At 67.1% G+C, this 12,464-nt stretch carries 13 protein-coding genes and 1 pseudogene; 10 read left to right on the forward strand and 4 right to left on the reverse strand.

Going from position 1 to position 12,464, the window contains the following annotated elements; genetic code table 11:
- Nucleotides 1–69 precede the first annotated feature (69 nt).
- The gene (locus HTZ84_RS20735; RefSeq protein WP_174682408.1) at nucleotides 70–1,458 is read left to right on the forward strand and encodes an MFS transporter; all 1,389 of its coding nucleotides are present in this window, start codon (nucleotides 70–72) and stop codon (nucleotides 1,456–1,458) included.
- 68 nt (nucleotides 1,459–1,526) lie between these two features.
- On the opposite strand, the pseudogene HTZ84_RS20740 reads toward HTZ84_RS20735, so the two are convergent.
- Nucleotides 1,527–2,778: pseudogene (locus tag HTZ84_RS20740) on the reverse strand (stage II sporulation protein M).
- A gap of 159 nt (nucleotides 2,779–2,937) precedes the next feature.
- Here HTZ84_RS20740 and HTZ84_RS20745 point away from each other — a divergent pair.
- The 3 genes from HTZ84_RS20745 to HTZ84_RS20755 all read left to right on the forward strand — a co-directional run bounded on the left by HTZ84_RS20745 (nucleotide 2,938) and on the right by HTZ84_RS20755 (nucleotide 4,654).
- On the forward strand, nucleotides 2,938–3,186 hold the full coding sequence (locus HTZ84_RS20745) for a rhodanese-like domain-containing protein (protein ID WP_394353289.1): 249 nt from the start codon (nucleotides 2,938–2,940) through the stop codon (nucleotides 3,184–3,186).
- Nucleotides 3,187–3,265: 79 nt separating this feature from the next.
- Nucleotides 3,266–4,390, forward strand: a complete 1,125-nt coding sequence (locus HTZ84_RS20750) for an MBL fold metallo-hydrolase (protein WP_394353298.1) — start codon at nucleotides 3,266–3,268, stop codon at nucleotides 4,388–4,390.
- Between the two features lie 87 nt (nucleotides 4,391–4,477).
- Nucleotides 4,478–4,654 (forward strand): hypothetical protein, encoded by a 177-nt coding sequence (locus tag HTZ84_RS20755; protein WP_174682409.1) that lies wholly within the window; start codon nucleotides 4,478–4,480, stop codon nucleotides 4,652–4,654.
- Between the two features lie 14 nt (nucleotides 4,655–4,668).
- Here HTZ84_RS20755 and HTZ84_RS20760 read toward each other — a convergent pair whose 3' ends face one another.
- Both HTZ84_RS20760 and HTZ84_RS20765 read right to left on the reverse strand, forming a co-directional pair.
- Complete coding sequence (locus HTZ84_RS20760) at nucleotides 4,669–5,058, reverse strand: nuclear transport factor 2 family protein (protein ID WP_174682410.1); 390 nt, start codon at nucleotides 5,056–5,058, stop codon at nucleotides 4,669–4,671.
- A gap of 65 nt (nucleotides 5,059–5,123) precedes the next feature.
- The gene (locus HTZ84_RS20765; protein ID WP_174682411.1) at nucleotides 5,124–7,412 is read right to left on the reverse strand and encodes an amino acid permease; all 2,289 of its coding nucleotides are present in this window, start codon (nucleotides 7,410–7,412) and stop codon (nucleotides 5,124–5,126) included.
- A 705-nt stretch (nucleotides 7,413–8,117) separates the two neighbouring features.
- Between HTZ84_RS20765 and HTZ84_RS20770 the strand changes: the two genes are divergently transcribed.
- Complete coding sequence (locus tag HTZ84_RS20770) at nucleotides 8,118–8,621, forward strand: DUF367 family protein (protein WP_174682412.1); 504 nt, start codon at nucleotides 8,118–8,120, stop codon at nucleotides 8,619–8,621.
- 151 nt (nucleotides 8,622–8,772) lie between these two features.
- Nucleotides 8,773–8,922 carry a 50S ribosomal protein L40e gene (locus HTZ84_RS20775; protein ID WP_174682413.1) on the forward strand — a complete coding sequence of 50 codons (150 nt, stop codon included), beginning with the start codon at nucleotides 8,773–8,775 and terminating at the stop codon, nucleotides 8,920–8,922.
- Between the two features lie 117 nt (nucleotides 8,923–9,039).
- Here the strand turns inward: HTZ84_RS20775 and HTZ84_RS20780 are convergent, their stop codons facing one another.
- On the reverse strand, nucleotides 9,040–9,657 hold the full coding sequence (locus tag HTZ84_RS20780; protein WP_174682414.1) for an MBL fold metallo-hydrolase: 618 nt from the start codon (nucleotides 9,655–9,657) through the stop codon (nucleotides 9,040–9,042).
- A gap of 184 nt (nucleotides 9,658–9,841) precedes the next feature.
- Between HTZ84_RS20780 and HTZ84_RS20785 the strand changes: the two genes are divergently transcribed.
- The 4 genes from HTZ84_RS20785 (at nucleotide 9,842) to hisH (ending at nucleotide 12,169) form a co-directional block, all read left to right on the forward strand.
- Entirely contained in the window at nucleotides 9,842–10,015 is a 174-nt protein-coding gene (locus HTZ84_RS20785) for a DUF5786 family protein (RefSeq protein ID WP_174682415.1), read from the forward strand.
- Entirely contained in the window at nucleotides 10,015–10,602 is a 588-nt protein-coding gene (locus tag HTZ84_RS20790) for an endonuclease dU (RefSeq protein WP_174682416.1), read from the forward strand. Before HTZ84_RS20785 ends, HTZ84_RS20790 begins: the two co-directional genes overlap by 1 nt.
- A 176-nt stretch (nucleotides 10,603–10,778) precedes the next feature.
- On the forward strand, nucleotides 10,779–11,384 hold the full coding sequence (locus HTZ84_RS20795; RefSeq protein ID WP_174682417.1) for a uracil-DNA glycosylase: 606 nt from the start codon (nucleotides 10,779–10,781) through the stop codon (nucleotides 11,382–11,384).
- Between the two features lie 122 nt (nucleotides 11,385–11,506).
- On the forward strand, nucleotides 11,507–12,169 hold the full coding sequence (gene hisH, locus HTZ84_RS20800) for an imidazole glycerol phosphate synthase subunit HisH (protein WP_174682418.1): 663 nt from the start codon (nucleotides 11,507–11,509) through the stop codon (nucleotides 12,167–12,169).
- Nucleotides 12,170–12,464 lie beyond the last annotated feature (295 nt).

Raw genomic sequence — 12,464 nt, forward strand, 5'->3', positions numbered from 1 at the left:
AAACTGCGGAGCCCAACGGGCTGTCAGCTGTGGACAACAACGAAGTCGCTCGGACGCTCACGTCGGACTGTGAGTCTCGAGCGAGACACTCCCGAGACCGAGACGGCCGATCCGCTGGACGCCTACCGGCAGTTCTTCGCGCTCGAGCGCGACGTGCTGGTCCTCTCGGCGGCGATGTTCGCGTTCAGCCTCGGCTTCCAGATGACCAGCCGCTACATGGCCGAGTACATGTACGCGCTGGGGGCGTCGGCGCTCGTCGTCGGCCTGTTCGGGACGGTCGGGAACGTCATCAGCGCCGTCTACCCCTATCCGGGCGGGGCGATCTCCGATCGCATCGGCTCGCGGTACGCGCTGACCGCCTTCGGGCTGTGTTCGACGATCGGCTTCGGGATCTGGCTCGCCGCCCCCCTGTTCGCCGGCGTCTCCGTCGGCTCCGCGTCGCTCGCGGTCGTCGCGATCTTCGTCGGCCTGTTCTTCTCCCAGGCCTGGAAGTCGTTCGGGCTGGGCGCGACGTTCGCGATCGTCAAGCAGGCGGTTCCGCCCTCCCAGCTCGCCGCCGGCTTCGCGAGCACCGAGACGTTCCGTCGCACCGCCTTCCTCGTCGGCCCGCTGCTCGCCGCCGCCTTGTTCTACCCGTTCGGCTCGAGCGACGCCGACGTTCGGGTCGCCTTCCAGCTGATCCTGCTCGTCGCCGTTCTCTTCGGAATCGTCGGGACGATCGTCCAGCACGTCCTCTACGAGGCCGAGGAGGACAGCGTCGGCAAGGAGTTCGCGGGCCTCTCGCAGGTCGTCGCCGATCTGCGGACGATGCCCGACGAACTCCGGCCGCTGCTGGTCGGCGACACCCTCGTCCGCTTCGCTAACGGGATGGTCTACGTCTTCTTCGTCATCGTCGTCACTCGGTTTCTCGAGGTCGGGCTCACCCTCTCCGTGCCCGCGGCGGGCACCCTCGAGCTCTCGCCCCAGTCGTACTTCGGGGTTCTGCTCGGGATCGAGATGCTCGTGGCCCTGCTGACGATGATCCCGGTCGCGAAAGCCGCCGAGCAAATCGGGCTGAAGCCGGTCGTCGCGCTGGGCTTTTTCGTCTACGCGATCTTCCCGATCCTGCTGATCAACGCGCCGACGGAGAGCGCGGGCGCCCTCACCCTCGCCGTCCTCTTTGCCTTCTCGGGACTGCGCTTCGCGGGCCTCCCCGCGCACAAGGCGCTGATCGTCGGGCCGGCCGAGCAGGGTACGGGCGGGCGCGTCACGGGCACCTACTACCTCCTCCGGAACCTGATCGTCATCCCCAGCGCCGCGCTGGGCGGCCTGCTCTGGGGCGGGTTCTCGGACCCGCTCTCCGGCCGGGAGCTGTTCGCCGGCTCGCCGACGCTGGCCTTCTCGATCGCGACCGTCGTCGGACTGATCGGCACCGCCTACTTCCTCCTGTTCGGCGAGGAGTTCGAGGCCTACGCCTGATCGGATCGGGTCGTCGTCGAACCGCTCGAGACGCCCGAGGCGCGCCAGAGTGCGTGACGGCCGCGAAATCAGAACAGTAGATCGGAATAGTACGGACTCACGAAGCCCTCGATCGCCGCCGCGACCGCCAGCAGGACGCCGACGCCGACCAGCACCCAGAACGCCCGTTCGAGCGCGTCGGCGAGGTCCGTTCGGCTCGCGTCCCCGCGGAGGGTTCGCCAGCCGATCAGCCCGAGCCGGATCCCCAGCGCCGAGGCGATGAAGATCGCCGGAATCTCGAAGACTCCGTGTGGGACGACGAACGCGAGCAGTTCCGTCGGTTCGGTCTCGGTTCGCGCGAAGACCCCCATCGCGAGCCCGTTGAACAGCAGCGAGGCGACCGCGGGCACCACCAGCACGACGCCGGACAACGCGGCGCCGTCGATAGTCGTTGTAGACGGCCGTCTTCAGGAGGTCGAGCGCCGGGAACACGACCAGCGGCGTCACCAGCGACAGCAACGTGGCGACGTCGACGAACGTGATTACCGCCGAGAGCACCGCGAGCGCGATCGTCGTCCCGAGCGCGACGGCGTAGTAGACGCCCGCCTCGAGGGGCTGCGATCGGACGAATCCGAGCGCGTTCGTCACCGCGTCGACCGCGGTCGTGTCGTCGACGACGACGGCGACCGACGCGAACGCGAACACCGCGCGGACCGCGAGCAGCGCGGCGAGGATCACGAGCCCGGCGACGGCGCCGACGAGGAGCGCGGGCCCGCCTGACCCGGTCGACAGCACGACGATGCCGGCGACGACCCCCACGGCCAGCCCGATCGTCAACAGGACGGCGAGCCACGCCAGCAACTCGAGGAGGTAGAGCCCGAGGAACCGCAGCCAGTAGCGGCGCGCGCCCGCGAATCCGGCCGCCACCCCTCGGTTCCCGCGAAGCCGCGCGGAGCAGGCCGTCAGCTGTCCGGCGGCGACGGCCGCGTACAGGACGATCCACACGACGAGCGCCGCGCCGGTCGTCACGACGGCCAGCACGATCAGCGTCGGCGTGAACAGCTGGTCGACGAGCACGTCGAACTGGCTGGCCCACGCTTCGAACGCCTCGGGGTCGGCGTTCGGATCCGGCGGCTCGGTGCTCAGCTCCTGTAGCTCCGCGACGATCGTCGCGAGTCGGCCGGTCGTCGCGAGGTAGACGTAGGCGATCGCTATCGCGAGAAACGGGACGACGCGGGCGATCGCGGGGACGGCGGCGCCGAGAACGTACCAGGGGAGGAGATCGCCCGGACGGCGACGCACTGCGGCGACGGCCGCGTCGACGGCCTCTGAGAGGGACATACCGATCGTTCGTCCGTGTGTCAGTTAAATGGACCTCTCTTCCGGAACGACAGTTGAACGAGTTCGACGCCGTCGGTGTCGGTCGCGCGGTGAGCGGCCGCGGATCCCGAGCGGCACCTGCGCGGCGAGACTTACGTCGCGCGCTCTCGTACGATTCGTATGGTCACCACGCTCTCGGCCGACCGACTCGCCGAACTCGTCGACGAAGACGGCTCGTTCACCCTCGTGGATACCCGTCCCGAGGACAGCTACGAGGCCTGGCGCGTTCCGGGCGCGGTGCATTTCCCCTTCGGCCCCGAGGAGGAACTGGACGACCGCCTCGAGGAATTCGAGGACGCCGTCGGCGACGCCGACCGCGTGATCACGATCTGCGCGAAGGGGATCTCGTCGGCAACCTGGCGACCCTGACCGAGTCGGCCACCGACGCCCATGACGTGGCGACGGTCGACGGCGGGATGGGTGGAGCGGCGTCTACGAACACGTCGAGATCGACGTCGGCGGCGACGAGGATACCCGTCCCGAGGACAGCTACGAGGCCTGGCGCGTTCCGGGCGCGGTGCATTTCCCCTTCGGCCCCGAGGAGGAACTGGACGACCGCCTCGAGGAATTCGAGGACGCCGTCGGCGACGCCGACCGCGTGATCACGATCTGCGCGAAGGGGATCTCGTCGGGCAACCTGGCGACCCGACTCGAGTCGGCCACCGACGCCTACGACGTGGCGACGGTCGACGGCGGGATGAAGGGGTGGAGCGGCGTCTACGAACACGTCGAGATCGACGTCGGCGGCGACGACGACGGTGCCGGGGCCGCGACGGACGCCCCGACGATCGTCCAACTCCAGCGGCGAGCGAAGGGCTGTCTGGGCTACGTCGTCGGCTGTCCGGCGACGGGCGAAGCGATCGTCGTCGATCCGACTGACGATATCGACGAGTACGAGGTCGCCGCGGAAGAGGCCGACCTGACGGTCGCCGGCGTCGTCGACACCCACGTCCACGCCGACCACGTTTCCGGCGGTCGGGAGTTGGCCGACAGTCTCGCGGTCCCCTACTACCTCGGCGCGCGAGCGGCCGAGCGCGGCGTCGACTACGAGTTCACGCCGCTCGAGCGAAACGAGGTCTTAGCGGTGGGCGACCTCGAGATCAAGGCGCTGTCCGCACCGGGCCATACCAGCGAGATGATCAACCTGGTCGTCGACGACGCGGCGCTGCTGACCGCCGACACGCTGCACGTCGACTCGGTGGGTCGAACCGAACTCGAGTTCAGCCAGGACGAAGGTGAGGAAGGTGCCGAGCTGCTATACGAGACGCTCCATCGCACGATCCTGGCCGAACCCGAGGACGTTGTGGTCCTACCGGGCCACGTCACCGTCACGGCCGACGGTGAGTTCGAGCACGGTCGGCCGGGCGAACCGATCGCGACGACCGTCCGCGAGGCTCGCACCGGGATCGATCTACTCGGCCTCGAGCAGGAAGCGTTCGTCGAGCGCATGGCCGACGCCGGCGAGAAGCCGGCGAACTACGAGGAGATCATCGCCCTGAACCGCGGCCGCGAGGAGCGACCGCCCGAGGATCGCACGGAACTCGAGTTGGGGCCGAACAACTGTTCGGCGTGAGCGCTCGCTGAGCGCGACCCGGATTCCACCGTGCTTCGGAGGATCGGTTATATACTACTGTGGCATAATATACCACAGTGATATCGAATGCAGGTTACAGCGATCCGCGAAGCCGAATGTCCGCAGTGTAAGAAGCGAACGAGTATCCCTGTCCCCGTTCCCGCTCGCAGCGACGACCGCGCGTCCGCCCGCCTCGGGACGCGGTTCGGTGAACGACGGTCCGTGACCTGTCCCGACGGCCACTCCTACTGGGTGGCGCTCTGACTCGCCGCTGAGCGTCACCGCGAGTACGTCTCGAGGCGAGCGATTCGAACGTCCCCGTTTTCGTCTCCGTCCCCACCCTCGAGTTCGAAGAAGTCCGCGAACTCGAACAGCGTCCGCTCCCCGTCGGCGTCGAGGACCCGACCGCGGACCGCGACGCGGTCGGCCTCGCCGTCGGCGACGACGGCCTCGAGGTCGTGGCTGGTGTCGGGGGTGGGCCGATCGTCGCGCATGAAGCGGACGAACGCCGCGCGATCCTCGAACGTTCGATCCGGCCGCCGCTGGACGAAGTCGGGCGCGAGGAGGGCCTCGAGCGTCTCGTAGTCGCGCTCGTCGAGGGCGTCGTAGTAGCGGCGGACGAGCGACGCGGCGTTCGGATCGTCGGTCGGGTTCGGCTCCGTGCCCATACCCGACCGTTCGGCGCCACCGCCAAAAGCACTCGAGATCCCGTCTCCGGGCCGGCGGGATCGAATCAGTCCGCCTTCTCGGTGCCTAACAGCCGTTCGCGCATGCTCCGCTTTCGAGCCGTCTCCGCGAGGAGTACCGAACACTCGACGTCGTCGAGAACGTCGATAATCAGCGATCCCTGAATGAGTCGCGATAGCAGCCCCTCTCCGGTCGCGCCGATCACCAGGAACGTCGCATCGGTGGCCGCGTCGGCGATCGCGGTCTCGACGTCTCGGTCGTCGACGACCAGTTCGGCGTCGCCGAGGTCGTTCTCGACCGCCCACTCCTCGAGGAATCGCTCGCCGTCCTCGCGAGTCTCGTCGTCGTCGAGGGCGTGCAGGAGCGTCACCCGGGAGCCGAACTCGTCGCGAAGCAGTCTGACGACCTCCGCTCCGAGCACCGAGTCGGGGCCGCCGGCGGTCGGCAACAGCACGTGCGACGGATCGAAGCCGCGATCCTTCAGGACGAGGAAGTCACAGGGGAGGTCGTGGGTCAGTTCGTCGAGTCGCGACTCGGCGCGGCCGTGAGTGGCGGCGCCCCAGCCCATGACGACCTGATCGACGTCGAAGGCGCGAGCGGCGTCGAAGATCTCCTCGAACGACCGGTGTGAGAGTATCGTGTGCGTCTCGAGCGGGACGCCGAACGTCTCGGCGTCGTCGCGGGCCTGCGCGAGCAACTTCTCCGATTCGGCGTCGACCCGCCCCTCCTGTTCGGCGCGTTCGAGCGGCGTCTGGTCGGGTACCTGGACGATGTGGACCGCGTGAACCGTGCCGCCGCGTTGCTTCGCGATCGCGCCGGCCAGCGTGATGAGTTCCGTTTCGGTTCGCGGATTCGCCAACGGCACCATGACGTCGAACTCGCCGGCGTCCGCTTCCCGCGCGGCATCGGGTCGGATCGAATCGGCCGCGGCCACCGCCGGTTCGGGCATCTCCTCGGATCGGTCGAGGACCCAGTTGACGAACACGCCCGCGCTCTCGACGCGTTTGCGCGCGTACAGCAGGTACCACAGCGTCGCGAAGCCGACGAGCCCCGCCGAGAGGACGATGACGACCGGCTCGATGTAGGCGATCAGTGCGAACGACGAGATCGCCCCGATAATCGGAACCAACGGGTACAGCGGCACCTCGAAGTCCGGATCGTAATCGGCCGGATCGGCCTCTCGCATCACGATCAGCGCGATGTTCAACAACCCGTAGACGATCAGGTGGAGGACCGATCCCGCGGTCGACAGCAGTTCGAGGTTGCCGAACAAGAGGAAGACGATGATGAGCGCTCCGGTGATCAGGATCGACTTGTAGGGCGTTCCGAACCGGCCGTGGATCTCGTTGACCGACGGCGAGATAATCTTCTCTCGCCCCATCGCGAAGTTGATCCGGGACGACGAGAGAATCGACGCGTTGGCACTCGAGGCCGTCGCCAGAAGGCCGCCGAACAACAGCATCCCCCAGCCGAGGACGCCGAGACTGACGCCGAAGACGGAGTACTGTCCGAACAGCAACTCGGCGGCCTCGACGACCGCGGTCTCGTTGCCGGCCACCAACTCGGTCGGAACGGCCGCCAGCAACACGACGAGGAACAGCGCGTAGACGACCGTGACGATGAGAACGGAGCCGATAACGGCCAGCGGGAGGTTCCGCCCGGGGTCTTTGATCTCTTCGGCGACGGACGTGATCTGGACGAACCCGAGGTACGAGACGAAGACGATGGCGGTCACCGGAAGCACTTCGCCGGTCGTTCCCGGCGGTGCGATCGGTCGTAGCGAATCCAGATCGGCGTTCAGGAACCCGATGACGGTAAACGCCGAGAGGATAGCGAGGAGCGTGAGAACGATCGCAACCTGCAGTCCGCCGGTTTCCTTCGCGCCGAGATAGTTGACGGCGATGAACAGCGCCGCACCGACGAGGCCGATCGTCTGGGCGGCCGTCACCGTCACCGGACCGAGCGCGAACGTCGGGACGCCGACCAGTTGGTTGACGTACTCCCCGAAGCCGTACATGTAGAACGCGGAGGCGAACGCCAGTCCGAGCCAGTTCGCCCAGCCGCTTATCGATCCGAACAGCGGCCCGAGCGCGCGATTGACGTAGAAGTAGGCGCCGCCGGACTTGGGCATCGCCGTCCCGAGTTCCGAGGCCGACAGCGCCGTAAACAGCGCGGTCACGCCGCCGATGACGAACGTGGCGGCCGCGAGCGGACCCGCTCGCGAGACCGCGGTCCCCGGCAAAACGAAGATCCCGGCGCCGATCATCGTCCCGATGCCGATCGTGAGCGCCGAGAGGAGGCCGAGGTCCTTGGCGAGTTCCTCGTCGGCGCTCATGGGGTTCCCCCACCCTGTGGCACTCTCGTACTCGTCGGTCCGAACGCAACGATCGGCGGGAGCCGCTTCGACAACTCGAGCGAACGGTAACGACGACTCATTGGGTCGAAATTGAGGAGGTAGCCGTGATAAACCTCCTGATGCAACCGCAGTCGAGGTCGGCTCCGAAACGACGTCCCAAACCGGAACACTGTGTCGGGTACCCACGCTAAAGGGATGGGCTTGTCAGTGACCTCTCGCTCTGGCCACTGCTCGTGGCAGCCGTACGCGCCGCGTGGCAGCCGTACGCGCCGTTCGGTCCCGACGAAGGGACGAGCCGCGACGGAGCACCGACTTCGTCGCTCGCTCGGGCGACGCCGAAGTCGCCGTCGACGACGAGGCGCCCATCGCCGACCCGCCCCTCGAGCACGTGGTTCGACGGAAGACCCTCCCCCAAGAGAGCCTCGTGATCGCGATCGGACGGAGCGACACTGTCCTGGCGCCGCACGGCGAGACGACGATCGGAGCCGACGACATCGTCACCGCGTTCTCGAAGGACGGGATCGGCTCGAGGACGCTCGACGCGCTCCGTCGCGACGAAACGGGACGTCGCGACGCCCGTCGCGAATCGCGGTCGGACGTCGAGGACTCGAGTATCCGTCTCGCTCTGTGGGTCGCGGCCCGCGTTCCGCGGCGCTTTTCTCCCGTTGCGTCCAACGCTCCGACGTGGAGTGTCACGTCTACTACGAGGGCGACGACGACCCGAACAAGTGCACCGCGAAGCGCCTCGAGAAGTTCGACGAGGCGACCCTCTACCGCTCGATGGGGCAGGTGCCCTACGGCGTCGTCCTCAACCCCCACGCCGAGCGGGCGCTGTCGCCGGCCGACGCCGAGGAGGGGCTCGAGACGCTCGTCGCGCTCGACTGCTCGTGGGAGTCCGCCGAGGCGGCGTCGTTCAAGATGCGGGGCGTCCACCGGGCGCTGCCCTTCCTCGTCGCCGCGAATCCGGTCAACTACGGCCGGCCGTTCCGACTGACGACCGTCGAGGCGCTGGCCGCCGCCTGCTGTATCTTCGACGATCGGGAGCGCGCCGCGGAACTGCTCGAGCCGTTTCGCTGGGGCGAGACCTTCCTGACACTCAACGAGGAACCCCTGCGTCGGTACAGCGAGTGCGCCGACTCGAGCGAGGTCGTCGCGGTCCAGGAGGAGTATCTGGCCGACGAGGAGTGATCGTCGGCGCGCTGTCTGGATCGACGGTTGCCGTCCGGGGTCGCTGTGGGCCGACGGGCGTCCCGGACCGCCGTGGGTACGGTCGCCAGGGATCGCTGTTACGAACCACACAATCACAGCGATTATATGCACCACGGGCTAACGGGCCGGTATGCCAAGTTTCGACGCCGCCGAGAAACGAACGCTCGAGAAGATGATCTGCATGCGCTGTAACGCCCGCAACTCCTCGGGAGCCGACCGCTGTCGCAAGTGCGGCTACAAGAAGCTCCGTCCCAAGGCGAAGGAACCGCGCGCCGCATAACGCGGGCTCTCCGTTTTCGTTCTCTCAGCACTGCCCCTCGAGTGGCGACTGCGTCCCTTCAAGCGATATCTATGCCATCGAAATGGCGGTCGCGCGCAAAACGGGTACTCGGCTCCGTCAGTCGTCGGGATACTTCGGCTCGCGCTTCTCCGCTCGCTCGAGCGCCGTCTCGACGACGTCCCGGACGTCCCCGTGGAAGACGCCGCCGTGGCCGGCGTACATGTGTTCGACGTCCGCGGGCATGCGCTCGAGGAGGTCCTCGATGCTCTCGATGAGCCGCTCGCGGGACTGGCCGGCCATGTCGGTGCGGCCGAAGCTGCCGTAGTCGAAGGCGCCGTCGTCGTGGACGACCACGTCGCCCGAGAACAGCGACGAGTCGGAGACGAAGGAGACGTGGTCGTCGGCGTGGCCGGGCGTGTAGACGACGTCGAAGGCCTCGTCGCCGATCGTCACGGTGTCCCCGTCCTCGATCGCGTCGGTGCGGGTCGGGTGGTCGTCGTAGGCGTAGACGTCGGGATCGAAGGCCTCGACGACGGCCTCGAGTCGGTCGACGTGATCGCCGTGCTGGTGGGTCACGACTACGCTGTCGACGTCGTCGGCGTGGCGTCGGATCTCGTCGACGACGCCGTCCCACGCGCCGGCGTCGACCAGCGTCGCCGTTCCGTCCTCGCCGACCGCGAGGAATGCGTTGCAGGTGAACGTCTCCGCGTCCTCGGTGACGTGATGGACCTCCATACCGGATGGCTCGAGCGCTGGCCCCAAAAACGGTGTCGTCGCGGTTGCTCGCTCCCGTCGCGAGTTGCGCTCGGAGCGTGAACGGATGCGGACCGACGGCCACAGCGTCCGCTAGCGACGACATAAACGCAGATAAACAGGTAACCACGAGATTTTTCACTCGGAAGCCCGAAGTGATCACTGTATGGGATTCGGGAGCTACGACGAATCCGAGCAACAGGAAGTCGACGCTGATTTTGATGACGACGACGCGGTAAAATCCGACGAGAACAGCCACGAAGGAACGATCGAGTTCGAAAACGGTGCGTCCAGCGACGAACTGCTCGATCGGCTCAAGGAGATCAAAGACGAAGGCTGATGAAGCCCGGGGTGCGGGCGCTGGGCATCGCCGAGTCGTTTCGTCGTGACGCGGACCGAAGCACGCTCGCCGGTGCCGTCGTCCGTGCCGACCGTGTCCTCGACGGACTGGCGTACCGTCGGTGTACCGTCGGCGGCACCGACGCGACCGAGGCCGCTGTGGAACTGGTCGCCGAGTTGGGTCGACCCGACGTCCAGTACGTCCTGCTCGGCGCCGTCGCACCCGCGTGGTACAATTTTCTCGACCCGTCTCGCGTCCAAGAGGCCGCCGATCGGCCGGTGATCGCCGTCACCTTCGAGGCGAGCGACGGTCTCGAGGCCGGCCTCCGAGACGCCTTTTCCGGACGGGAACTCGACCGGCGCCTCGAGACGTATCGCTCGCTTCCGGATCGGCGCGAACTGTCGGTCAACGACGAGACCGTCTACGTGCGCCATCGTGGCTGCGATCGCGACGAGGCCGCCGCGGTCGTGCGCGCGTTCACGCCCGACGGCGGGCGCCCGGAGCCGATTCGGGTCGCGAGCACGGCGGCTCGAGCGGGCGATTCGCTCGTCGGATCGCTCGAGGGAGAGGAAAACGATACGACGTAACTTGGCGGAGCCGAGATGTACGATAGCAGACCCGACCACCCGCCGTAGGGTGGGACTGAAAGGGGCTTTCACCGAGATATTCGTCGTCGAGTCGACGGCAGAGCGCCACTTCTGTTTCATTGGTACTCCGGCGGAGACCCGAAAGACGTAGGAGGCGACCGCCTGTCTCAGACCGTATGGACGAGTCGGAAGCGATGGACGGCCTCTGCGTGACCGAGTGTACGCGCTGTCCGAAACTCGTGGACTCGCGGAGCCGGATCGTCAACGGCGCCGGGCCCGAGGACGCCGACCTGCTGTTCGTCGGCGAGGGGCCCGGCGCCAACGAGGACGAACAGGGCGAACCGTTCGTCGGACGCAGCGGCACCGTCCTCGACGACGGTCTGCGGACGGTCGGTCTGGATCGGACGGACGTCCGCATCACCAACTGCGTGCGCTGTCGGCCGCCGGAGAACCGCGACCCCACGAAAGACGAACTCGCGAACTGCCGGGGGTACCTCGAGACCGAGATCGACCGGCTGGATCCGGACGTGATCGTCACGCTGGGGAAGGTACCCAGCGAGCACCTGCTCGGGCGCTCGGTGGCGGTGACCAAGGAGGCCGGCTCGCTCGAGGAGGTTCGAATCAACGGGACGCCACAGCGAGTCCTCCTCTGTGTCCACCCGGCGGCGACGCTGTACGACCGCAGCCAGGAGGAGACCTTCGAGAACGCGCTCGAGCGGGCGGCGGAGCTGGCGGACGTCGGCGACGGCGACAGCGGGCAGACGCGACTCGACGGCTTCTGAACGGTTGTACTCCCGATCGCTAGCGTAGCACGTCAGCGCTCGAGCAGTCGGAATTTGTACTCGGGACTGCTCGAGACTGCGCGAACAGTAATTGACTTCAACGCGCCCCACCGAGTACCGGTATGAGCACGCTTTCGACTTCCAGCGAGCAGTCTCTCGCCTCGGTCGTCGTCGTCGACTACGGCCTGGGGAACCTCCGGAGCGTCACCCGCGGTCTCGAGCGCGCGGGCGCCGACGTCGAAATCACCGACGATCCGGCCGCCTTCGCCGACGCGGACGGCGTCGTCCTCCCCGGCGTCGGCGCCTTCCGCGAGGGCGTCGAGAACGCCGACCCGCTCCGCGAGGATCTCCTCGCGGTCGCCGAGAGCGGCACCCCGCTGTTCGGGATCTGTCTCGGCATGCAGATGCTGCTGACGACCAGCGAAGAGGGCGAGAACGACGGCGAGTCGGCCGTCCAGGGGCTGGATCTGATCCCGGGCACCAACGTCCGCTTCGCGGAGGGCCAGAAGGTGCCCCACATGGGCTGGAACGAACTGGACGTTCAGCGCGATCACCCGCTGGTCGAGGGGGTCGACGGCAACTACGCCTACTTCGTCCACTCCTACTACGCAGTTCCCGACGACGAGAACGCGGCAGTCGCGACGACCGACTACGAACGCGAGTTCCCCTCGATCGTCGCCAACGAGGAAGGGAACGTCTTCGGCACGCAGTTCCACCCCGAGAAGAGCGGGGAGACGGGGTTACAGATCCTGCGGAACTTCGTCGAGATCTGCGCCGAGGAGTAATCGCGGCTCGACTGCTCGAGAGAACTCGAGTGATCGTTGCTCGCTTGTCTGCTTGCTGGTCGGCTGTTCGGTTGCCGTTCGTTGGTGTTTGGTCTCCGTTCTTGACCTGGACGAGGGCGGGGTGGACTCGAGAGACACACCCCTCGTTGCCGCTGTATAGGTCCGGGAGATCCCGCGTCGCTCGAGAAAACGCCGGAATCCGTTGAGAGCGACTGTTGGACCACTTTCAGTTACCGTTTCGAAGCCAAAGCTAATCACCACTATTAAATACTATATCTGTGTCAACGCCCATTGA

Source organism: Haloterrigena gelatinilytica, from assembly GCF_013342145.1.
Classification (GTDB): Archaea; Halobacteriota; Halobacteria; order Halobacteriales; family Natrialbaceae; genus Haloterrigena; species Haloterrigena gelatinilytica.